The 22,132-nt window shown below is 63.1% G+C and carries 22 protein-coding genes and 2 pseudogenes; 14 read left to right on the top strand and 10 right to left on the bottom strand.

All coding sequences use genetic code 11. The annotated features are described in order from the left end of the window. Nucleotides 1-28: 28 nt before the first annotated feature. The gene (locus tag X742_RS160695) at nucleotides 29-1,519 is read right to left on the bottom strand and encodes an NAD-dependent succinate-semialdehyde dehydrogenase (RefSeq protein ID WP_023771211.1); all 1,491 of its coding nucleotides are present in this window, start codon (nucleotides 1,517-1,519) and stop codon (nucleotides 29-31) included. A 129-nt stretch (nucleotides 1,520-1,648) separates the two neighbouring features. Continuing rightward, the gene (locus X742_RS160700; RefSeq protein WP_023771210.1) at nucleotides 1,649-2,140 is read right to left on the bottom strand and encodes an Lrp/AsnC family transcriptional regulator; all 492 of its coding nucleotides are present in this window, start codon (nucleotides 2,138-2,140) and stop codon (nucleotides 1,649-1,651) included. An 83-nt stretch (nucleotides 2,141-2,223) separates the two neighbouring features. Between X742_RS160700 and X742_RS160705 the strand changes: the two genes are divergently transcribed. The 12 genes and pseudogenes from X742_RS160705 to X742_RS1000000175545 all read left to right on the top strand — a co-directional run bounded on the left by X742_RS160705 (nucleotide 2,224) and on the right by X742_RS1000000175545 (nucleotide 13,020). Beyond that, nucleotides 2,224-3,609, top strand: a complete 1,386-nt coding sequence (locus tag X742_RS160705; RefSeq protein ID WP_023771209.1) for a PLP-dependent aminotransferase family protein — start codon at nucleotides 2,224-2,226, stop codon at nucleotides 3,607-3,609. 181 nt (nucleotides 3,610-3,790) lie between these two features. Beyond that, nucleotides 3,791-4,012: pseudogene (locus X742_RS0136385) on the top strand (ATP-binding cassette domain-containing protein); the annotation flags it as partial. 11 nt (nucleotides 4,013-4,023) lie between these two features. Further along, nucleotides 4,024-4,734 carry an ectoine/hydroxyectoine ABC transporter ATP-binding protein EhuA gene (gene ehuA, locus X742_RS0136380; RefSeq protein WP_031247757.1) on the top strand — a complete coding sequence of 237 codons (711 nt, stop codon included), beginning with the start codon at nucleotides 4,024-4,026 and terminating at the stop codon, nucleotides 4,732-4,734. A 91-nt stretch (nucleotides 4,735-4,825) separates the two neighbouring features. Further along, the gene (gene ehuB / locus X742_RS160710) at nucleotides 4,826-5,677 is read left to right on the top strand and encodes an ectoine/hydroxyectoine ABC transporter substrate-binding protein EhuB (RefSeq protein WP_023771208.1); all 852 of its coding nucleotides are present in this window, start codon (nucleotides 4,826-4,828) and stop codon (nucleotides 5,675-5,677) included. A gap of 202 nt (nucleotides 5,678-5,879) precedes the next feature. Beyond that, entirely contained in the window at nucleotides 5,880-6,491 is a 612-nt protein-coding gene (gene ehuC, locus X742_RS160715; RefSeq protein WP_023771207.1) for an ectoine/hydroxyectoine ABC transporter permease subunit EhuC, read from the top strand. Between the two features lie 34 nt (nucleotides 6,492-6,525). Beyond that, nucleotides 6,526-7,185 carry an ectoine/hydroxyectoine ABC transporter permease subunit EhuD gene (ehuD, locus tag X742_RS160720; protein WP_015319077.1) on the top strand — a complete coding sequence of 220 codons (660 nt, stop codon included), beginning with the start codon at nucleotides 6,526-6,528 and terminating at the stop codon, nucleotides 7,183-7,185. A 3-nt stretch (nucleotides 7,186-7,188) separates the two neighbouring features. Continuing rightward, nucleotides 7,189-7,968, top strand: a complete 780-nt coding sequence (eutA, locus tag X742_RS160725; RefSeq protein WP_023771206.1) for an ectoine utilization protein EutA — start codon at nucleotides 7,189-7,191, stop codon at nucleotides 7,966-7,968. Between the two features lie 5 nt (nucleotides 7,969-7,973). Next, nucleotides 7,974-9,039, top strand: a pseudogene (gene eutB / locus X742_RS01000000169865) (hydroxyectoine utilization dehydratase EutB). Further along, on the top strand, nucleotides 9,036-10,028 hold the full coding sequence (gene eutC / locus X742_RS160730) for an ectoine utilization protein EutC (RefSeq protein WP_023771205.1): 993 nt from the start codon (nucleotides 9,036-9,038) through the stop codon (nucleotides 10,026-10,028). The pseudogene eutB and the gene eutC overlap by 4 nt, the downstream one beginning before the upstream one ends. A gap of 135 nt (nucleotides 10,029-10,163) precedes the next feature. Beyond that, the gene (gene doeA, locus X742_RS160735; RefSeq protein ID WP_023771204.1) at nucleotides 10,164-11,342 is read left to right on the top strand and encodes an ectoine hydrolase DoeA; all 1,179 of its coding nucleotides are present in this window, start codon (nucleotides 10,164-10,166) and stop codon (nucleotides 11,340-11,342) included. Between the two features lie 5 nt (nucleotides 11,343-11,347). Next, entirely contained in the window at nucleotides 11,348-12,349 is a 1,002-nt protein-coding gene (doeB, locus tag X742_RS160740; RefSeq protein WP_023771203.1) for a N(2)-acetyl-L-2,4-diaminobutanoate deacetylase DoeB, read from the top strand. Nucleotides 12,350-12,726: 377 nt separating this feature from the next. Then, nucleotides 12,727-13,020 carry a hypothetical protein gene (locus X742_RS1000000175545; RefSeq protein WP_245275503.1) on the top strand — a complete coding sequence of 98 codons (294 nt, stop codon included), beginning with the start codon at nucleotides 12,727-12,729 and terminating at the stop codon, nucleotides 13,018-13,020. Here X742_RS1000000175545 and X742_RS160745 read toward each other — a convergent pair. The 8 genes from X742_RS160745 to X742_RS160780 form a co-directional block, all read right to left on the bottom strand. Next, complete coding sequence (locus tag X742_RS160745; RefSeq protein WP_031247756.1) at nucleotides 12,993-13,442, bottom strand: MaoC/PaaZ C-terminal domain-containing protein; 450 nt, start codon at nucleotides 13,440-13,442, stop codon at nucleotides 12,993-12,995. The two genes, X742_RS1000000175545 and X742_RS160745, sit on opposite strands and share 28 nt — an antisense overlap. Then, nucleotides 13,439-14,515 (bottom strand): Gfo/Idh/MocA family oxidoreductase, encoded by a 1,077-nt coding sequence (locus X742_RS160750; RefSeq protein ID WP_023771200.1) that lies wholly within the window; start codon nucleotides 14,513-14,515, stop codon nucleotides 13,439-13,441. Before X742_RS160750 ends, X742_RS160745 begins: the two co-directional genes overlap by 4 nt. Further along, nucleotides 14,508-14,837: an L-rhamnose mutarotase gene (locus X742_RS160755; protein WP_023771199.1), complete on the bottom strand. Its 330-nt coding sequence runs from the start codon at nucleotides 14,835-14,837 to the stop codon at nucleotides 14,508-14,510. Before X742_RS160755 ends, X742_RS160750 begins: the two co-directional genes overlap by 8 nt. A 9-nt stretch (nucleotides 14,838-14,846) precedes the next feature. After that, nucleotides 14,847-15,959 carry a mandelate racemase/muconate lactonizing enzyme family protein gene (locus X742_RS160760; RefSeq protein WP_023771198.1) on the bottom strand — a complete coding sequence of 371 codons (1,113 nt, stop codon included), beginning with the start codon at nucleotides 15,957-15,959 and terminating at the stop codon, nucleotides 14,847-14,849. Nucleotides 15,960-15,964: 5 nt separating this feature from the next. After that, nucleotides 15,965-17,062, bottom strand: a complete 1,098-nt coding sequence (gene ugpC, locus X742_RS160765) for a sn-glycerol-3-phosphate ABC transporter ATP-binding protein UgpC (protein WP_023771197.1) — start codon at nucleotides 17,060-17,062, stop codon at nucleotides 15,965-15,967. Nucleotides 17,063-17,066: 4 nt separating this feature from the next. Continuing rightward, the gene (locus X742_RS160770; RefSeq protein WP_023771196.1) at nucleotides 17,067-17,933 is read right to left on the bottom strand and encodes a carbohydrate ABC transporter permease; all 867 of its coding nucleotides are present in this window, start codon (nucleotides 17,931-17,933) and stop codon (nucleotides 17,067-17,069) included. A 2-nt stretch (nucleotides 17,934-17,935) separates the two neighbouring features. Next, complete coding sequence (locus X742_RS160775) at nucleotides 17,936-18,832, bottom strand: sugar ABC transporter permease (RefSeq protein WP_023771195.1); 897 nt, start codon at nucleotides 18,830-18,832, stop codon at nucleotides 17,936-17,938. 126 nt (nucleotides 18,833-18,958) lie between these two features. Further along, nucleotides 18,959-20,278 carry a sugar ABC transporter substrate-binding protein gene (locus tag X742_RS160780; protein WP_023771194.1) on the bottom strand — a complete coding sequence of 440 codons (1,320 nt, stop codon included), beginning with the start codon at nucleotides 20,276-20,278 and terminating at the stop codon, nucleotides 18,959-18,961. 157 nt (nucleotides 20,279-20,435) lie between these two features. Between X742_RS160780 and X742_RS160785 the strand changes: the two genes are divergently transcribed. Further along, nucleotides 20,436-21,221: an IclR family transcriptional regulator gene (locus tag X742_RS160785; RefSeq protein WP_023771193.1), complete on the top strand. Its 786-nt coding sequence runs from the start codon at nucleotides 20,436-20,438 to the stop codon at nucleotides 21,219-21,221. A gap of 64 nt (nucleotides 21,222-21,285) precedes the next feature. Then, nucleotides 21,286-22,125 (top strand): amidohydrolase, encoded by an 840-nt coding sequence (locus X742_RS160790; protein WP_023771192.1) that lies wholly within the window; start codon nucleotides 21,286-21,288, stop codon nucleotides 22,123-22,125. Nucleotides 22,126-22,132 lie beyond the last annotated feature (7 nt).

Genomic DNA, 22,132 nt, shown 5'->3' with positions numbered 1-22,132 from the left:
ACTCCTTGAAAGAGATCCGGGTGCGAGCCTACGCCACGTCGAGGCAGAGGTATTTGAGGTCGGTGAAAGCTTCCAGCCCGTGGCGCGAACCTTCGCGGCCGATGCCGGACTGCTTGACGCCACCGAACGGGATCGGCGCGCCGGTGATCTTCACACGGTTGATGGCGACCATCCCGTAGTCGAGCGCTCGGCCCATGCGCTGCTGGCGCGCGCCGTTCTCGGTCACCAGATAGGCGACCAGGCCATATTCGGTCGCATTGGCGCGTGCGATGACTTCGTCCTCGCTGTCGAAAGGCGTGACGGCGGCGACCGGACCAAAGGTCTCTTCGCGCATGATCAGCGCGTCCTCGGCGACATCGGCCAGCAGCGTCGGCTGGTAGAAGAGCGGTCCGGCCTGATGGCGCTTGCCGCCGGCGAGGCAACGCGCGCCGAGGGCCACGGCGTCGGCGACCTGTTCCTCGACCTTCTTGACGGCGCGCTCATGCATCAGCGGCCCGATGTCGACGTCATCGAGGCCATTGCCGGCCCGCAGCGCCTCGATGCGCTTGGCGAAAGCGGCGCAGAAGCGGTCATAGAGCGGACGCTGGACATAAATGCGGTTGGCCGCAAGGCAGTCCTGGCCTGATGTGGCGAATTTGGCGTCGATCGCGATGGTCACCGCTTTGTCGAGATCTGCATCGGCAAAGACGATCAGCGGCGCGTGACCACCAAGCTCCATCACCAGCCGCTTCATCGTCGGCGCACTTTGGGCGGCGATCAGCCGGCCGATCTCGGTGGAGCCGGTAAAACTCAGGGCGCGCACGCGCGCATCTTCGCAAATGCGTCCAACGATCGTCGCGGCCTTGCCGGTGACGATGTTGAAAACGCCTGCCGGCAGTCCGGCGCGTTCGCCGAGTTCGGCCAGCGCCAGCGCCGAAAGTGGCGTCTCAGAAGACGGATGCGCAACGATGGTGCAGCCGGCGGCAAGCGCGGCGGCTGCCTTGCGGGTCAGCATCGCCGAAGGAAAATTCCACGGCGTGACCACGCCGACGACGCCGATTGGTTCGCGCCGCACCATCATTTCCGCGTTCGGCAGATGGCTGGTGACGTTCTCAGCGTTCAGGCGTTTTGCTTCCTCGGCATACCACTCCACGAAAGAGGCGGCATAGTCGATTTCGCCGAGCGACTCCTTGAGCGGCTTGCCCTGCTCGAGCGTCATCAGCAGAGCGAGGTCGTTTTTCGCTGCGATGATCAGCTCGAACCATTTTCGCAGGATTTTCGAGCGCTCCTGCGGCAGCAGCGCCCGCCAGCCCGGAAAGGCGCGCGTCGCGGCGTCGATGGCTTTTGCCGTCTGGCCGGCATCGAGCGCTGCGACGAAGGCCACGGTAGTGCCGGTCGCCGGATCGGTGACCTCGAAACTCTCGGCTGCCTCGCTTGCCGTCCAATGGCCGTCGACATAGGCAAGCTCGCGCAGCAGCCGGCGGTCGGCCAGCCGGTCGAGCGCTTCGTGGCGATGCGAGCGGGCGAAATGCGCGGACATGGTCGAAGCCTCCCGGTTCGGTTTGATGCGGGGAGACTACCTATTACCGGCAGACAGAGAGGCTGTTTGGACGCTTGGCCGTAGAGAGAGTCTCTCTATTGCGACGAGGGGGCAGTCGATCTCTCCGGCCTACGTCGACGCCGGCAGCAGGTCCGCTATCGGCAGCGCGATATCATCCTTCACCGTCTTGATGACGATGTAGGTGAAGTAGCGGTCGATGCCGATCTCGCGATCGAGCAAGCCGTCGACCAGCCGCTGATAGGCGTCGATGTCGCGCGCCATCACCTTCAGCACATAGTCGACGCCGCCGCCCACCGACCAGCACGCGACGATTTCGGGAACATCGCGGACGACGCGCTCGAAGCGGTCGAAATCGGCCTGGCGGTGACTGGCCAGCGTCACCTCCATCAGCACGGTGGCGACTGGCGCCACAACGCGCATGGCGATCCGGGCATGATAGCCCGAGACAATGCCGGCCTTTTCCAGCTTGCGCAGCCGCATCCAGCACGGCGTTGGCGACAGCCCGACCTGCTCGGCCAACGCCAACTTGGTGATGCGTCCATCACGCTGAATCGCGTCGAGGATTTTGAGGTCGATCGCGTCGAGTTTCGCGGCAGTCATCGGTATCCACTTTTTCGTACAGACTACCATGATTACCCATTATTTCGATTGTCAATTGCACTGATTTCGATCTCTAATAAATCATGACATTGTGGCAACCCGATCCCGCGCTCATCCGGCGGCCGGCCTATCAATCGTTGGCCGACCAGTTCGCGCGCGCTATCCACGACGGCCGCCTCGCCAACGGCGCGCGGCTGCCAACCCATCGCCGCTTGGCCGACGACCTCAAGCTTTCAGTGCAGACGGTAAGCCGTGCCTATGAGGAACTGATCCGGCGCGGCTTGATTTCGGGCGAGATCGGCCGCGGCAGCTTTGTGCAGACGCAGCGCCGCGAACCGGAGCCGCCTTATCTGCCGGAGCGCCTGGGCGAAGTCATCGACCTGTCGATCCTGAAGCCGGTCTGCGAGCCGATGCACCTGGAACGGATGAAGCAGGCGCTGGGCTGGCTCGCCGAAAACCTACCGTCGAGTTCGGCACTGTCGTTCCGGCCAAACATGGTGTTCCCGCGCCACCGTGCCGTGGCTGTCGAATGGCTGAAGCTGTGCGGGCTGGACGCCTCCGCGCAGAACATCAGCCTCACCAATGGCGCCACCGCCGGCATGACGGTGGCGCTGATGAGCGTGGCGCCGCCCGGCTCCACCGTTGCCACCGAGGCGATCGGCCATCACACGCTGGTGCCGCTGGCGCGCTATCTCGGTTTCAACCTTCAAGGCCTGCCGATCGACGGCAATGGCCTGATCCCGGAGGCTCTGGACGAAGCCTGCCGGCTGTCCGACATCCGCGCCGTCTTCGTGCAGCCTTCGGTAATCAATCCCACGGCAACGCTCATGGATGCGGCGCGCCGCGAGCAGATCGCGGCGGTGGCGCGCAAGCACGACATCGCCATCATCGAGAACGACGTGCTGGGTCCGTTGGTCGAGGATCGGCCGCCGCCGGTCGCCGCTTTCGCGCCGGAACGGACGCTTTACGTCACCTCCTTCACCAAGATCACCGTGCCCGGCCTGCGCATCGGCTATCTCGCCGCGCCCGATCGCTACGTTGCCGCCGTCGCCAACCGGCATCTCGTCTCGAACTGGATGGCGACACCGCTGGTGGCCGAGATCGCCACCAAATGGGTGACCGACGGCACCGCGATGGAGCTGGTGCGCTGGCAGCGCGCGGCGTTGCGGCGGCGGCAGGACATCGCTGGCGAGGTGCTGGCCGGCGTCGACTACCGTGCCCGTCGCGACGGGTTGCATATCTGGCTGCAACTGCCGGCCGACCGTTCCGAGGAAAGCTTTGTCGCCCAGGCCCGGCTGCAGGGCGTGGCCATTGCACCGGCCACCTCCTTCCGTATTTCGGACACGCCCTGGCATCCGGCGGTGCGCATCTCGCTGGGTTCGACCACCGAGGGGGAACTGCGCGCAGGTCTCGGCGTTGTCACAAAGCTCTTGCTTGGCGATCCGGAGCATCTGCTGCTTGCAATCTGAGCATGCCGCTCAACTACACCAAGGCATCCTAAGACAAAGGCATGTCTAATAAGCGGGCTGTGATTGACCGGAAATGTGCGCAATCAGAATAATTGTCATGATATTATTTTCTCAATTGACATGATTTGACGCGTTCCGCATCGTTAGGGGCACCAGGCTTCTCCAGCACGGGGAAATTCATTTGTCCGCAACCGCGCCCATCATCAAAGTCGACAGCATCTCGAAGAGCTTTGGCAGCTTCAAGGTTTTGGACGGCCTGTCGATGCAGGTCATGCCGCGTGAGAAGCTGGCGCTGATCGGCCCCTCCGGCTCGGGCAAGACGACGATCCTGCGCATCCTGATGACGCTGGAGCGCATCGACGGCGGTCACATCCAGATCGACGGCGAGCAACTCTACCACATGGAGCGCNGTCGATGCAGGTCATGCCGCGTGAGAAGCTGGCGCTGATCGGCCCCTCCGGCTCGGGCAAGACGACGATCCTGCGTATCCTGATGACGCTGGAGCGCATCGACGGCGGTCACATCCAGATCGACGGCGAGCAACTCTACCACATGGAGCGCAACGGTCAGCTGCTGCCGGCCGACGAGCGCCATCTGGCGCGGATGCGCCAGAAGACCGGCATGGTCTTCCAGCTGTTCAACCTGTTTCCGCACAAGAGCGTCATCGACAATGTGACCCTGGCGCCGATGCTGACCAAGGGCACCCCGCGCGCCGCCGCGCAGAAGCGGGCGATGGAACTGCTCGAGATGGTCGGCATGGCCGACAAGGCGAAGGCGATGCCGGCGCAACTGTCAGGCGGTCAGAAGCAGCGCGTGGCGATCGCCCGTGCGCTCGCTTTGCAGCCGAAGATCATGCTGTTCGACGAGGTGACGTCGGCGCTCGATCCGGAACTGGTCGAGGAGGTGCTCAACGTTTTGTGGCGGCTCTGCGCCGAGACCGACATGACCATGCTGCTGGTCACCCATGAGATGGGTTTCGCCCACGACTTCGCCGACCGGGTGCTGTTCTTCGATCGCGGCAGAATAGTCGAGGAAGGCAAACCCGACGAGATTTTCCGCAATCCCAAGCAGGAGCGCACGCAAGGGTTCCTGAAGAAGATCATCGCGGCCGGACACCGTGTCTGACCGCATGCCAAAGGCGGCAATGCCGTCCCCATGGGCGGTTGAGCCGTCCTAAGATCACGCAAATCAAGACAAGAACAAGGAGTTGGGAACAATGAAGAAACTTGGCACTCTGGCCGGCGTTGCCGGTCTCGCGCTTTCGGCGGTTCTGGCCGCCTCGATCCCGGGTTCGGCCGACGACAGCAAGCTCGAACAGCTGAAGTCGCAAGGCTTCGCACGCTTGGCGATCGCCAATGAGCCGCCCTATACGGCTGTCGCCGCCGACGGCAAGGTTTCGGGTGCCGCGCCCGACGTCGCGCGCGAGATATTCAAGCGACTGGGCGTCGCCGATGTCGCTGCCTCGATCTCGGAATATGGCGCCATGATTCCCGGCCTGCAGGCCGGCCGCTTCGACGTCGTCACCGCCGGCCTGTTCATGAAGCCGGAGCGTTGCGCTGCGGTTGCCTATTCCGAGCCGGTTCTATGCGACGCCGAGGCGATGCTGGTGAAGAAGGGCAATCCGAAAGGCTTCAAGAGCTACGAGGATGTCGCCAAGGACACGTCCGCCACCATCGGCGCGCCGGGCGGCGGCACCGAGGAGAAGCTTGCGCTCAATGCCGGCGTGCCACGCGAACGCGTCATCGTCGTGCCGGACGGCCAGAGCGGCCTGAAGATGGTGCAGGACGGCCGCATCGACGCCTATTCGCTGCCTGTGCTTTCGATCAACGACCTGATGAAGAAGGCCGCCGATCCGAACCTCGAAGTCATCGCCCCGGTGCAGGGCGCGCCGGTCTATTGTGACGGCGCCGCCTTCAAGAAGGGCGACGAGACGTTGCGTGACGCCTTCGACGTCGAACTCGCCAAGATGAAGAAGTCGGGTGAGTTCGCAAAGATCATCGAGCCCTACGGCTTCTCGGCGGCGGCGGCTATGTCGACCACGCGCGACAAGCTCTGCGCTGCGAAATAGGGGCTCTCTTTTCCTCCTCCCCGTTCACGAGGGTGAGGCGTGGTCCGCTCAGCGGACGAAAAGCCAATTGCTTGGCTTTTTCGAATAACGAACGCCCGAAGCGACAGCGAAGGGCTGTCGTCATGGCACTAGGAGGGGCTGCGCCGAGAATTGGCTCCGCCCCTCGTCCGCCTGGCGATCAATGCAGGGAAACTTCTAATCCATGACCCAGTGGTCCGGCTATTTCGGCCTGATATTGCAGGGAGCGCTTGTCACCATCGAGCTGACGCTGATGGGGTCGGTGCTCGCCCTGATCATGGCCTTTCTCGCCGGCATGGGGCGCCTGTCGCGCTTCTTCGTGCTACGGGCCCTGGCCACGGCCTATATCGAGTTTTTCCGCGGCACCTCGATCTTCGTGCAGCTGTTCTTCGCCTATTTCGTGTTGCCGCTGGTGGGCTTCGAACTGACCCCACTGCAGGCCGGCGTGTTGGCGCTGGGCTTGAATGTGGGCGCCTATGCAGCCGAGGTGGTGCGCGGCGCCGTGCAGTCGATCGGCCGCGAACAGCATGAGGCCTGCATCGCGCTCAATCTCGGCCGTTGGCAAGGCATGCGCCACGTCATCCTGCCGCAGGCGTTTCTGGTGATGCTGCCGACCTTCGGCAACAATGCCATCGAGCTGCTCAAGGCGACATCGGTGGTCTCGCTGATCTCGCTCGCCGACCTGACGTTCCAGGCGCAGGTGGTGCGTGCCCAAACCGGCAACACCATGGTGCCGTTCACCACCATTCTCATCCTCTATTTCATCCTGGCGCTGCTCATCTCATGGGGNGTCTGATGGCCAGAGCATTCCTGATGAATTGGGTCCGCTGATGGATTGGGACTGGGACTTTGTCCGGCAGATCCTGCCGACGCTGATCCAGGGGGTGAAGATCACCATCCTGGCGACGCTGCTCGGCTCGGTGCTGGCCGCGATCGTCGGTCTGGGCATCGCGCTGGCGCGCCGCTCGCCCAACAAGGCGTTGTCCCGCACCGTCGGTTGGGTGGCCGAATTCATCCGCGGCACACCGCTCCTGGTGCAGCTCTATTTCATCTTCTACGTCTTGCCCGACATCGGCATTCTATTGCCGCCCCTGGTCGCTGGCGTCATCGGACTTGGCCTGCACTACGGCACCTACACCGCGGAGGTCTACCGCGCCGGCATCGACAATGTGCCGCGTGGTCAGTGGGAGGCCGCCAAGGCGTGCAACCTCAGCGCGCGGCAGACCTGGTCCCACATCATCATCCCGCAGGCTATTCCGCCGATGATCCCGGCGCTGGCCAACTACTTCATCGCCATGTTCAAGGAGACGCCGCTGCTCTCGGCGATCACAGTGCTGGAACTGATGAACCAGGCGAAAAGCGTCGCCAACACCTACTATCGCTACCTTGAGCCGATCACGCTGGTCGGCGCCTTCTTCCTCGCCATCAGCCTGATTTCGGTCGTGCTGCTGCGCTGGCTGGAACGCCGCTACGGCAAGATCGAAAGATAAAAGATGAAGCCCTTGTCCGAGATCAAGCTTGTGCCCGGCCGGCCAGCGCTCGATGAGCGTCCGCTGGAGCGGCGTGTCGGGCTGATCATCCTGGCCACCGACCACACGACCGAGCCGGATTTTCGCCGCATGGTGGCGAGCGAACGCATCGGCGTCTATGTCGCGCGCATTCCCTACGCCAACCCGACGACGCCTGAGAACCTGCGCAAGATGCAGCCGGCGCTGACGGCGGGCGCTGCCTTGATCCTGCCAGACGAGCCGCTCGACGCCATCTGCTACTCCTGCACGTCGGCCTCGGTGGTGATTGGCGATGCCGAGATCGAGACGGCGATCCAGGCCGCCAAACCCGGTATACCCGTTGTCACTCCTCCGATGGCTGGCATGCGCGGGCTGAACGCCTTCGGCGTGCGCCGGATCAGCATCCTCACGCCCTATACCGTCGAAACCTCCAGGCCGATGGCGACCTATTTCGCCGAACGTGGCTTCGAAGTCCTAAGCTTCACCTGTCTCGGCTTCGAGGACGACCGCGAGATGGCGCGCATTTCCCCGGCAGCCCTCGTCGATCTCGCGCGTCAGGCGACGCATCCGCAAGCCGACGCGCTGTTCGTGTCGTGCACGGCGCTGCGCGGCGCGCTCGCGGTCACCGGCATGGAACAGGCGATCGGCCGCCCGGTGGTAACTAGCAACCAGGCGACCGCCTGGAACTGTCTGCGCCTTTCCGGTGATGAGACAGCCCATCCCGAATTCGGCCGTCTGATGACGCTGCCCTTGCCGCGCGGTTGACGACCATGGCGACCGTGACCCTTGGCGATATCCGTGCCGCGCGCGAGCGAATTGCCGGCAAGATCGAGCGCACCTCGATCGTGCTTTCTGCAAGTCTCTCCGAAGGGCTGGGCGTTCCGGTTCAGCTCAAGCTCGAGCACCGCCAGACCACCGGCAGCTTCAAGCTGCGCGGCGCTTCCAACGCCGTCGCTTCGCTTGATGCCGAGGAGAAGGCGCGCGGCGTCGTCGCGGCATCGACCGGCAATCATGGCCGTGCGCTTGCGCATGCGGCAAAGCTCGAGGGCATGCGTGCTGTGATCTGCATGTCTCGACTGGTACCCAAGAATAAGCTGGACGAAATCCGTCGCCTCGGCGCGGAAATCCGTATCGTCGGCAACAGCCAGGACGATGCCCAGCAGGAGGTCGAGCGGCTGGTGACGGAGGAGGGGCTTGTCATGCTGCCACCCTTCGATCATCCGGCCATCATTGCCGGTCAAGGCACGCTCGGGCTGGAGGTGATGGAGCAGGTCCCGGATGCCGCTCTGGTGCTGGTGCAACTGTCCGGAGGTGGGTTGGCCTCGGGTGTGGCGGCCGCCGTCAAGGGCATCCGTCCCGGAGCAAGACTCGTCGGCGTGTCGATGGCGCGCGGGGCGGCAATGAAGGCCAGCCTCGATGCGGGCCGCCCCGTGCTGGTCGAGGAACTGCCGACGCTGGCGGATTCGCTCGGCGGCGGCATCGGCCTCGACAACCGGCTGACTTTCGCCATGTGCCNAACTGCCGACGCTGGCGGATTCGCTCGGCGGCGGCATCGGCCTCGACAACCGGCTGACTTTCGCCATGTGCCGTAACCTGCTCGACGATGTCGTCCTGCTCAGCGAGGACGAAATCGCTGCCGGCATTCGGCACGCCTATGAACAGGAACGCGAGATCGTCGAGGGGGCCGGTGCGGTAGGCATCGCGGCGCTGCTCGCCGGCAAGGTCAAGGCGGAGGGGCCGGTAGTGGTTGTGCTTTCCGGCCGCAACATCGACATGCAACTGCACAGGAAAATCGTCTGCGGGGAAATGCCAGCGATTTCGGAGCGCGCCGCATGAGCAGGATGACCATCCTCACCGAAGCTCAACTGCGCACAATCGTGACGCTCGATCTCGACGCCGTCGCCTGCATCGAGAACGCTTTTCGCGCGCTCGCCACGCTGCCGGTGGCGATGCCGCCGATCCTGCGGCTCGATATCCCGCAGCATCGCGGCGAGGTTGATGTCAAGACCGCCTATGTGCCTGGTATCGATGGCTTCGCCATCAAGATCAGCCCCGGCTTCTTCGACAATCCCAAACTTGGCCTGCCCAGCGTCAACGGGATGATGGTGCTGCTGTCGTCGAAGACAGGGTTGGTCGAGGCCTTGATGCTCGACAACGGCTATCTCACCGATGTTCGCACCGCTGCTGCGGGAGCCGTCGCGGCCAAGCATCTGTCGCGGCCGGACTCGTCGGTCGCCTCGATCTTCGGCGCCGGCGTCCAGGCCGGGCTGCAACTGCAAGCGCTGATGCTGGTGCGGCCGATCACGCAGGCCCGCATCTGGGCGCGCGATGGCGCCAAGGCCGAAGTGACCGCGGTCGCCTTACGCGAAAGGCTTGGCATCGACGTACGCGCCGAGACTGACGCAGCCGACGCTGTTGCCGGTGCCGACATCATCGTCACGACCACCCCGTCGACCGAACCGCTGATCAAGGCAGGGTTTGTCTCGGCCGGCCAGCACATCACCGCCATGGGTTCGGACGCCGAGCACAAGAACGAGATAGCGCCGGCGATACTACGCATGGCCGATCTCTATGTCGCCGATAGCGCGAGACAGACGCGGCGCCTGGGCGAATTGCACCATGCCATCGCGGCGGGCGTGATGGCTGGAGACGTGGAGGTGACCGAGCTCGGCCAGATCATCGCCGGCGCGAGGCACGGCCGGCGCTCGGCCGGCGACATTACCATCGCCGATCTGACCGGCACGGGCGTGCAGGATACAGCGATCGCCACGCTCGCCCGCGAGCGTGCACTGGCCGCGAAAGCCGGAACGATCTTTGAAAGCTGACGCCGGCCGCGGGAGCATGATCCGGAAAATGGCAACCGGTTTTGCCCGCAGATCATGCTCAATCAACAAATTCCCTGGAGCCAGATTCAACGGAGTTGAAACGGGCTCCAGCCCCAACAAACGAGGACCAACAAAATGCAGCCGAACCTGAAATTCTCGCGAAGCGAATATGCGGAACGCCTCGCCAAGACGCGGAAAGCCATGGAGGCAAAAGGCGTCGATCTTTTGATCGTCAGCGATCCCTCCAACATGGCCTGGCTGACCGGCTATGACGGCTGGTCCTTCTACGTCCACCAGGCCGTCATCGTGCCGCCATCGGGCGAGCCGGTCTGGTATGGCCGTGGACAGGACGCCAACGGCGCCAAGCGCACCGCCTACCTCGCCGATGGCAACATCGTCGGCTATGCCGACCACTATGTGCAGTCGACCGAGCGCCACCCGATGGATTTCCTGTCGAGTGTGCTGACCGATCGCGGCTGGGGCAAGCTCACCGTCGGTGTCGAGATGGACAATTACTGGTTCTCCGCCGCCGCCTTCGCCTCGCTGCAGAAGCATCTGCCCAACGCCCGCTTCGTCGATGCCACCGCGCTGGTCAACTGGCAGCGCGCGGTGAAGAGCCCAACCGAGATCGACTANATGCGCAAGGCCGCTCGCATCGTCGAGGCGATGCACCAGCGCATCGTCGACAAGATCGAAGTCGGCATGCGCAAGAACGATCTCGTCGCCGAGATCTACGATGCCGGTACGCGCGGCGTCGACGGCATTGGCGGTGACTACCCCGCGATCGTGCCCCTGCTGCCCTCGGGCGCCGACGCCTCCGCGCCGCACCTGACCTGGGACGATAAACCGATGAAGTCGGGCGAGGGCACTTTCTTCGAGATCGCCGGCTGCTACAACAGGTACCATTGCCCATTGTCGCGCACCGTCTTCCTCGGCAAGCCGACGCAGGAATTCCTCGATGCCGAGAACGCAACGCTGGAAGGCATGGAAGCCGGCCTTTCCGCCGCAAAGCCGGGTAATGCCTGCGAGGACATCGCCAATGCCTTCTTCGCCGTGTTGAAGAAATACGGGATCGTCAAGGACAACCGCACCGGCTATTCGATCGGGCTTTCCTATCCGCCGGACTGGGGCGAGCGCACGATGAGCCTGCGCCCCGGCGATCGCACCGAACTCAAGCCCGGCATGACCTTCCATTTCATGACCGGCCTGTGGCTGGAGACGATGGGGCTGGAGATCACTGAATCCATCCTGATCACCGAAACCGGTGTGGAGTGCCTGGCCAATGTGCCGCGCAAGCTGGTGGTGAAGGATTGAGCCCGATGTCAAGTCTTCGCCCGTCGCCGGTCGCGCCGACCGTCGATTTCGATCGTGACGGCGTCCAGCATGGTTTCCTGCGCTTGCCCTACAGCCGTGACGATTCGGCCTGGGGCTCGGTGATGATCCCGATCTGTGTCATCCGCAACGGCACAGGGCCGGCGGCGCTGCTGACCGGCGGCAATCATGGCGACGAGTATGAAGGGCCGCTGGCGCTATACGAGCTCGCCCGCACGCTCGATCCCAGCCAGGTCAGCGGCACCGTGATCATCGTGCCGGCGATGAACTATCCCGCTTTTCGAGCCGGCACGCGCACCTCGCCGATCGACAAGGGCAACATGAACCGCAGCTTTCCCGGTCGGCCCGACGGCACGGTGACGCAGAAGATCGCCGATTATTTCCAGCGCGAACTGCTCCCCCGCGCCGACATCGTCTTCGACTTCCATTCCGGTGGCAGGACGCTCGACTTCGTGCCGTTCTGCGCCGCACACACCTTGCCCGACAAGGCGCTGGAACAGAAAGCCTTCGATGCGGTGGCGGCATTCTCGGCACCATTCTCGATGCGCATGATCGAGATCGACTCGGTCGGCATGTACGACACGGCGGCCGAGGAAATGGGCAAGGTCTTCGTCAGCACGGAACTGGGCGGCGGCGGCACCTCGCGGGCGCAAACCGTGCGGATCGCACGGCGCGGCATCCTCAATGTCCTGCGTCATGCCGGCATTGTCGATGGTGCGGTCGAGACGGGCAGAACACAGTGGCTCGACATGCCGTCGGGCGATTGCTTCTCCTTCGCCGAGGACGACGGCATGATCGAAACCATGGTCGATCTCGGCGAACCTGTCGAAGAAGGCGCGGTGCTGGCCCGCATCCATTCCACCGGCCGCACCGGCGTTGCGCCGCGGGAAATCCGGGCCAAAATGTCGGGGATGCTGGCGGCGCGGCATTTTCCAGGCTTGGTCAAGGCTGGCGACTGCGCCGCTGTGGTCGCCGTGAAGGTCGATTGACTAATATGATTTCCTGCCCGGGACCATGCCGGGCGGGGCCCACTCTTCTGCTCGAGATCAAACCGTTCTCGCACACGGGATACTTATATCCTCGATGGTTTTCCATTAGGCCGAGGCTCACCGATACAGGAGCTTCGATTGCGCGGATTCACGGAAGGCCTGATCGAGAAACCGCATGCTGTGGCGGACAGGTCGCCAATGTCCTGCGAGAGCCCATTGCCAGCGGATCGCTGAGGGCGGCCGGCACCACATTGCGCCAGGATGACCCGGCCGGGCAGTTTGGTTTCAGCCGCATGCCCATCCGGGACGCGCTTCGCCAATTGTAGGTGGAAGGCATTGTTTCCATTTATCCCACGAAGGTCGCGCATGTTGCTGGGATGGACGGCGCCGAAATCGCCGAAATCTACGCGGTCCGCGAACTGCTTGAATGCGAGGCCCTCCGGCGGTCTGTTCCCGCACTGTCCAGTGGCAAGCTTAAAGAGGCCGAGCAGGCGCTGCCGGTGTCGATTTTCTCGCTGACCGATCGCGGCGACATCTATGCCGGGGCGGCACTCACCATGATCCTGGTGGCGGCAATGCTGGTCCTGCTGCTCGGTCTGGAGCGCATCACCAAGCGCGCTACCGGCGCATGGCGGACATTGCGTCAGGCCGGCTGGCGTTCGATGATGTAGATGTGGTCGGCAGCCAGCACCACCTCGCCGCGCTGGTTGATCACTTCGCAGCGCTCGATCACGCGTCCGGAACCCGGTCGCTTGGGGTCGTCCTCCTTGGCCGCGATGGTTGTGCGTGTGCGGATCGTGTCGCCGATGAACACGGGGTTGATAAACCGCAGCCGGTCGTAGCCATAGGAAAAAGCGACGGGATTGATGACCGTTGCCGTCAGCCCGATGCCGACCGAGAACACCAGCGTGCCATGCGCGATGCGCTGGCCGAACGGTGTTGTCTTCATGAACTCGGCGTCCATGTGGTGCGGGAAGAAATCGCCGGTGTGACCGGCATGGACGATGAAGTCGGTCTCGGTAATCGTGCGGCCGCTGGTCAGCCGCGTCGAGCCGATCTCGTAGTCCTCGAAATACTTGATCTGTTCCATCAGGGCCTTTCCGCGATCGGCGTCGCCGGCGCCGCACTCGAACGATAGGCGGCTTCCACCAGCGCCATTGTGTTCCATGCGTCCTCGACCGAACTGATCAGTTCGGCGTCTTCGCCGGATGCAAAGCGCTGGACATTTGCCATGCGCCCGACAAAGGCGTCGGGAAACCACTCGCCGGTCAAGGGCACCGCGATCCAGTCCGACCCGCCTTTCGGATAGATTTCCAGAATGTCCGCCTCGCCCCGGGGATAATCGAGATTGAGACCGAGCTTGAGATAGGCGGCGCCCTCGGTGCCGCAGATGCGGAACTCGCAGGCCTGATGCCGGCGCCCGAACTTGTGGTCGTGGTTGATCGACAGGGCGCACCGCACCGTGTCGCCATAGTCGAGAATGGCGCTGGTGCGCGTCTGCGCCACGGAATGACTGGGATGGCCGAGCGTCTTGGCATGCACGCCCTTGGGGTCGCCGAGCAACTGCCGGATCAGGTCGAGATAGTGGATCGAGTGCATGGCGATCTCGACACGCGGCGCCTTGACCAGGAATTCCCACAACTGCCAAGGCGTCGCCAGCGCCAGCCAGGCATCGAAGTCGACGACCTCGCCGAGCCAGCCCTTGGCGATGGCGTCCTTCAGCGCCAGCATCATCGGCGCGAAACGGAGCTGGAAATTCACCGCCGCCTTGAGCTTCTTGGCGCGGCAGATTTCGAGGATTTCGCTTGCCTCGCCGAGATAGTTGCCCATTGGCTTCTGGATCAGGGCGACCGCATCGTCGGGCAGAGCCTTCAGGATATCGGCGTGCCGCCCCGGTGGCGTTGCCAGATCGAAGATCGCGTCCTTAACTCCAGCGGCTTCTTCCATCGAGCGGAACGCCGTCACCTCCCATTTATCGGCCAGGGCCTGCGCCTTGGCCTGGTCCGGATCGTAAAGACCGGCGATCGGAAACCCCGCTTTTCGGTAGGCCGGGAAATGCGCGTCGCCGACAATCGACCCTGCACCGAAAGTGACGATCGGTCGGGGTTGTGAGGGTTTGGCCCAGGCCTGGACGAGTGAGGCAGGGTCGAAACCGGCATCAGTCATGGTGGAAGACCTCGTCCATCGAAGCCCACCATTCACCCGCTTTGCGGGTCGCCAGCGGCTCCTGGCAAGGTATGCAGACGGCCCACCATTCCTGCGTCCTCGGATCGGCCGCCATCTTGGCCATGTCAGCCTCGTAGTCGGCGCCGTGGTATTCGAAGGTGCTGAACAGCAGGTTTTCCGGCCGCTTCAGGTAAATGGAATAGTTCTTGATGTTGCATGCCGAAATCATGGTCAGCACGTCAGGCCAGACGGCGGCATGGAGACGAACATAGTCCTCGACCTTCTCCGGCTTCAGCCCGAGTACAAATCCCATCCGCTGCATATCAGCTCCTTATGTCGTGATCGCCGTGGTGAATTCGGCGATGCTCATGGCCTTGACCGCGTCCCAGTCCCAATCGATGCCGATACCGGGCTCGTCGGGCGCCAGCGCATGCCCATCCTCGATGCGCATGCGCTTGCCGGTCAATTGGTCGAGTTGCGGAATGTACTCGACATACCTGCCGTTCTGAACAGCGCAGGTCAGGCTGACATGCAATTCCATCAGGAAATGCGGGCAGACCGGAATGTCGAAGGCCTCCGCCGCATGGGCGATCTTGAGCCAGGGCGTGATGCCGCCGATGCGGCCGACATCGACCTGCACGATCGAGCAGGCCCCTTTCTGCATGTATTCGCGAAAGTGCCTGACGGAATAGAGCGACTCGCCGATGGCGATCGGCGTCGGCGTCGAATTCGACAGCCTGACATGCCCGTCCATGTCGTCGGCCGGCAGCGGCTCCTCGATCCAGGCGAGATCGAGTTCTCGAAGCCTCGCCGCACGCCGGATCGCCTCGTCGACGGAGAAACCCTGATTGGCGTCAGTCATGATCTCGTAGCCGTCGCCCACTGCCTTGCGCACCGCCGAGAGCCGCGCGAGGTCCTCAGAGCCATGCGGCCTGCCGATCTTCACCTTCGAGCCGCGAAACCCCTTGGCCTTGGCGGCCACCGCATCGTCGACCAGCGCCTGCGTCTCGATGTGCAGCCAGCCGCCTTCGGTCGTGTAGAGCGGGCAGCGGTCCTTGGCGCCGCCGGCGAGCTTCCATAGCGGCAGGTTCTGTTTCTTCGCCCTGAGGTCCCAGAGCGCAGTGTCGATCGCCGCGATGGCGATTGCCGTGATGGCGCCGATAGTGGTGGCGTGGGAGGCGAATTCGAGATCGTGCCAGATCGCCTCGATCATATCAGGATCCCGGCTGATCAGGCGCGGTGCCAGATGGTCGGACAGGAGCCGCATCACCGACGAGCCGCCGGTGCCGATCGTGTAGCTGTAACCGGTTCCGACCGCGCCGTCGGAATCGGTGATGGTGACGATTGGCGTCTCTTGGCTGACGAAGCTCTGGATCGCGTCGGTGCGCTTGACCTTGGGCACAAGGTCGACCATGCGCAATTCTATCTTTTCGATCTTGGCCATGTCGGTCAGCTCCGCAATGTCTTTCCGGTCTCAGCGGCAAACAGATGTGCCTGCGACAGGTCGAGGCTCATGGCGACGCGCTCGCCTGGCTTCAGCGACCTGGGGTTCAGCATGCGAGACACCCAGTCACTACCGTTGAACTCGACGAACACCAACGTCTCGTTGCCGAGCGGTTCGGTGACGGTGATCGGCAGTTCGATCTGATGCACGTCGGCCGCGCCGCCGGAACTGATACCATGGCCGGTCGGATAGATGTCGTCTGGCCGCAGCCCGAACGCGACCTTGTCGCCGACAGCGACATTGGCCTTGAACTGACCGGGCAGGGGCAGCTTGGCGCCGCTGGCGAAAACCAGCTGGCCGTCGTCGACCGTCGCCTCGTGCAAATTCATCGGCGGTGAGCCGATGAAGCCGGCAACGAAGCGCGTCGCCGGCCGGCGGAACACTTCATCTGGGGTGCCAACCTGTTCGATATGGCCGTCGCGCATGATGACGATACGGTCGGCAAGCGTCATCGCCTCGACCTGATCGTGGGTGACGTAGATCACCGTCGATTGCACCTTGGCATGCAGCTTCTTGATCTCGGTGCGCATCTGCGTGCGCAACTTGGCATCGAGGTTGGAGAGCGGCTCGTCGAACAGGAAGACATCGGGGTCGCGCACGATGGCACGACCCATGGCGACGCGTTGGCGCTGGCCGCCGGACAGTTGCGATGGCCGACGGTCGAGCAAAGCATCCAGCCCGAGGATGGCCGAGGCCTCGGCGACGCGGCGATCCATGTCGTCCTTGGCGGCGCCGGCGATCTTCAAGGAGAAGCCAAGATTTTCGCGCACGGTCATATGCGGGTAGAGCGCGTAGGACTGGAACACCATCGAGATGTTGCGCGAACGCGGCGGCAAATCGTTGACGACGCGCCCGCCAATCTCGATCGAACCGGCGCTGATCTCTTCCAGCCCGGCGATCATGCGCAGGGTTGTCGACTTGCCGCAGCCGGAAGGGCCGACCAGCGCGATGAATTCGCGGTCGGTGATATCGAGGTCGATGCCATGCACGATCTCCATATTGCCGTAGCGCTTGGTCAGCTCTTTGAGGGAAACCGTTGCCATGAGATCAGCCTTTCACCGCGCCGGAGGTCAGGCCGCCGACAAGGTGCTTCTGGACGATGAAAGTGAGGGTGAGCGCCGGAATGATCATCACCACGGCGAGCGCGCACATGCCGCGCCAGTCGATGGTGAACTCGGCCGTGTAGTCGAGCAGGCCGACCGGCAGCGTCTTGGCGCTGACCGAGCGGGTCAGTTGGGAGGCCAGCGCGAACTCGTTCCAACAAGTCAGGAAGGCGAAGATCGCGGCCGATGCGATACCTGGTCCGGCGAGCGGGAACTCGACCTGCCAAAAGGCCTGCCAGCGCGTGCAGCCGTCGATTTGTGCCGCCTCCGCGAGATCCTTCGGCACCTGGCGGAAGAAGCCGTCGATCAGCCAGATGGTGAACGGCACGTTGAGCGCGACATAGGCGAGGATGAGCCCGAAATGCGTGTCGATTATGCCGAGCCGCACATAGAGGAAGAACAGTGGCAGCGACAGCGCGATGCCAGGCACCGTGCGCGTCAGCATCAGGCCGAGGAAGACGCTCGACTTGCCGCGAAAACGGTAGCGCGCGAAGGCATAGCCGCCCGCCATGCCGATGGCGACCGCGATAACCGTCGAAGTCACAGAGATGATCAGCGAATTGCGGAAATATTCGATGACAGGGATGCCGCCCTTGCCGATGCCTGAGAACATCGCGACATAGGCGTCGAACGAAATGTCCTGCGGGATCCACACCGGCGGCTTGACCATGATCTCGACCGTCGGCCGCAGCGACGATAGCACGATCCACAGGCCCGGCAGGCAGATGGTCAGCATCGCCAGGAGCAGGCCGATGCGATAGACGATATCAAGCAGCCTGCGCTTTAGGCGGGCGGAAGAATTCTCGTCCATCTTCACCACTCCGCGCCGATTTGCGTGCGCGCCGCCGCGAGCTTGTTAAAGAAATAGACGGTGAAGGCGATCGACAGCAGGATCGAGAAGTAGGCCATGGCGTTGGCCATGCCCATGCGCCCGTCGCTGTAGGCGGTGCGGGCCACCAGAGTCCACAAAAGCTCGGTGCGGCCGGCCGGCCCGCCATCGGTCATGATCTTGACGATGTCATAGGCACGCGCCACGTCGAGCGAGCGGATGGTCATGGCGATGTAGGCGAAGGGCATGACGAACGGCCAGGTCACATAGCGGAATGTCTGCCACGGCGTGCAGCCATCGACGCGCGCCGCCTCGATCGGCTCCTTGGGCATGGCGAGCAGCCCGGCGAGGATCAGGATGGCGAAGATCGCCGTCGACGACCAGATCTCGGCAATCGAGATGGCGATGAAGGCGAGGTGGCCCTCGATCAGCCACGGGATGGCGTCGCTGGTGATGCCAAGCGACTGCAGCGCATTGTTCACCAGGCCGATATTGTCGTTGAACATGAACTTGAACTGGAAGCCGACGAGGATCGGCGAGAACATCATCGGAAACATCATCAGCGTGCGCAGGATGCGCTGGCCGCGCGTCGCCTTCTCAACCAGCATGGCGAGACCAAGGCCAAGCAGCATTTCAAGATTGAGCGCGATCGTCAGCAACAGAACGGTACGGCCGAATGCCCACCAGAAATCGGTGTTGGCCAGGATCGACAGGTAATTCCTGAGGCCGATGAAGACGAAGAACGTCTCGGGCTTGGTCAGGCGGAACGGGGTGAAGCTTGAATAGAGCGACAGAAGCAGTGGCACCACGACGACCGCCGCCAGAACGACGATGGCCGGAAGCAGCAGCAGTAACGGCGCGGATGGCTTGCGGCCCTTCATCGGGCTCCTCTGGTATCTGGCATTCAGATTTTGGGCCGAGGCCCGACATGATGAAACGGGCAACGCCGGCAAAAGGCGATCGCCTCCCTCATTTCACGATGGGGGAGGCAATCTTGTGAGCAATGCTTACAGTTTGCCGGCGTCCTGCAGGATCTGCTTCGCCTTGGCGGCGGCTTCGTCCAGTGCCTGCTTGGAGGTCTTGTCGCCGAGGATCGCGGCCTGCAACTCGGGATAGACGGCGTTCGAGATCTCGATCCACTCAGGCGTCTGCGGCACGGCAAAGGCGTGCTTGGCTTCCTCCTGGAAAGCCGACAGAACCTCCTTCTTGTAAGGGTCGTTGGCGGCTTGCTGCAGGTCCCAATCCCAGACCGCGGTGCGCGTCGGCAGCGGCCCGGCGGTGGCCTCGAGCTTCTGGCTGTCCTCGTTGGTCAGCCACCATACGAGCGATGCCGCTGCCTCCTTGTTCGGGCAGTTCTCGGTCACCGAAAAGCCATGGAATCCCGACCAGCCGGTGCGCACTCCGGCGGAGCCTTTCGGCGCGACCTTGACGCCGACATTGCCCGCGACCTTGGACGATTTCGGATCGTTGAAGAAGCCGGCCCAGCCCGGCCAGTCCAGATTGATGGCGACGGTGCCCGAGGCAAAGCCTTGGCCGAGATCGTCCCAGAGGTAGTTGGTGGTTCCGGCCGGCACGGCCTTGGCCTTGTAGAGGTTGACGAACCAGTCGAGCGCCCGGATGCCGGCTTCGGAATTGAAGACCGGCTTGCCGTCCTTGTCGAGATATTCGCCGCCCTCGGCGACGACCATTTCGTAGAAGCGGCCGTTGATCGCCTCTTCCTTGCCGGCAAACTGCGTGCCGTAGAAATTCGGCGGGTTGGCGAAGAACTCAGCCTGGTCGGTGACTTCCTTCCAGGTGTCCGGCGGCACCAGATCATAGCCGTATTTGGCCTTGAACTTGGTCTTATTGTCGGCGTTCTCGTACAGGCTCTTCTGGTAGTAAAGCGCCGATACGTCGAACTGCGCACGCGGCAGCATTTCCAGCTTGCCGTCGATGGTTGCCGCCTTGATCGTCGACGGCACGAAGGCGTCGATCTCCGACTTCGGCAGGAGCTTGCTGAGGTCGGTGTAGAGGCCGGTGTATTGCGGCGCGAAGGAGGAATGATTCCAGCCGACGCACCAGCTGGTGCTGCCCGAGGCGATGTCGGACTTCAATTCCTTGTCGATGTCGAAGCCGTTCTTCTTGGTCAGGATGTTGACCTTGGCGCCTGTCGCCTTCTCCCATTCGGGAATGCGCTCGTAGAGCTTTTCATATTGCTGGCCGCCGATCAGCTTCACGTCGACGGTAACGCCGTCGAACTTGCCGGGCAGGTCGCCGGCAAGGGCGGTGCCTGCGCCTGACGCAAGCATCAATGCGCCGGCGCATACGCCGGAAAGCAGTCTGTTCATTGGTATCCTCCCTGGGTGCGCCCGCAACTCGTCACGTGACAAGAAGTGCTACATTCATATACAAACAAAACATTCACCCGTACGTCAAGGCGAAATTTATTTCCATAGGCTGTGTTCCTGCGTATATGAAGAGACGAATTCACTGGAGGGACGAGCCATGGACGACAGTGAAGATGAGCGTTATCGCGCACCGGCGCTCGACAAGGGGCTTGACATCCTTGAGCTTCTAGCGGGCGTGGACGGTGGCCTGACCCAGGCGGAAATCGCCAAGAAGCTCGACCGCAGCCCCAATGAATTCTACCGCATGCTCGACCGGCTGGTGCGGCGCGGCTACGTCACGCGGCTCGATGGCGACCGCTATTCGCTGACGCTCAAGCTGTTTGGCCTGGCACAATTGCACGCGCCGGTGCGGCGGCTGGTTTCCTATGCGACGCCGCTGATGCGGGAGCTGGCCGAGACCTCGCAGCAGGCCAACCAACTCGTTGTTTTTGATCGCGGTTCCGCCGTGGTGATAGGCCAGCAGGAGGCGCCGAACTACTGGGGGATTTCGATCCGGGTCGGGTCCCACATCAGCCTGTTCGACACCGGTTCAGGCCATGTCCTGCTCGCCTTCCGTTCACCGGAAGAGCGGCAGATGATGATCTCGGAGCACGTCCGCAGCACCGACAAGACCGCGCAGCCGGCCGAGTTCTTCGCCCGTCTCGACCAGATCCGCGACCGCGGCTACGAGATGATGGCTTCCATGCAGACCGCGGGTGTCTTCAACCTTTCCGCTCCGGTGCGCGGGTCCGACGGCAAGGCCATAGCGGCGCTGTCGATCCCCTACATAACCGTCGTCAACGCGCCCTCGGCACCCGACATCACACGGACCATCGAGTTGCTGCTGGCAACCTGCGAGAAGCTGTCTCACCTCGCTGGGTCGGCCGTCGGATCATCGGCATAAATTCTTATTTGAATGAAGAATTCCTCCGTGAGAGGATCGAAAAAAGCTGCAGGAGGAGCCCGCCATGATCATCGACACCCATTTGCATCTCATCGATCGCTCGGCGCTTCAGTACCCCTGGCTTGCCGGCGTACCGGCACTGAACCGCGATTTCTCCTATGAGGAATACGCCACGGAGGCAAAGCGCGCCGGTATCGAACGCGTGCTGCACATGGAGGTCGATGTCGACCCGGCCGACATCGAGGCGGAAACCGCCCGTATCGAGGGCCTGTCGCGGCAAGCGGGCAGCATGCTCTCTGGGGCGATAGCATCCTGCCGTCCCGAAGGCGCTGACTTTGCCGCTTATCTCGCACGCCAACGGACAAACCCCTTCGTCAAAGGGTTCCGCCGCGTCCTTCACGTCGTCCCGGACGAGCTATCCGAAGGCGCACTGTTCCGTGACAACATCAAGCGGCTTGGTGGCACCGGCCTGACCTTCGATCTCGTGGTGCTGCCGCACCAGATTCCGAAAGCGATCGCGCTCGCCGACCTTGCGCCCGACGTCCAGTTCGTCCTCGACCACTGCGGCGTTCCCGACATCAAGGGCGGAGCCGAGCATCCCTGGCGCGAACACATGAGCGAGATCGCACGGCGCCCGAACGTGATGGCCAAGATTTCCGGCGTGGTCGCCTATGCCGACCCCGCCAATTGGACTGTTGATACGCTGCGGCCTTACGTCGAACACACCATCAATTCATTCGGCTGGGACCGTGTCGTCTGGGGCAGCGACTGGCCGGTCTGCACACTTGGTGGCGGTCTCTCGACCTGGGTGGCGGCGACCCATGCGCTGCTTTCGGGTTGCAGCGTTTCGGAGCGTGACGGGCTGTTGTCGGATAATGCCCGCAGGCTATGGCGGTTGAAATAGCGACCTC

Origin of the sequence: Mesorhizobium sp. LNHC229A00, assembly GCF_000502415.1 — a bacterium.
Classification (GTDB): Bacteria; Pseudomonadota; Alphaproteobacteria; order Rhizobiales; family Rhizobiaceae; genus Mesorhizobium.
Note: the sequence above shows the minus strand (reverse complement) of the source record. Positions and strands in the feature narration are given on the sequence as shown.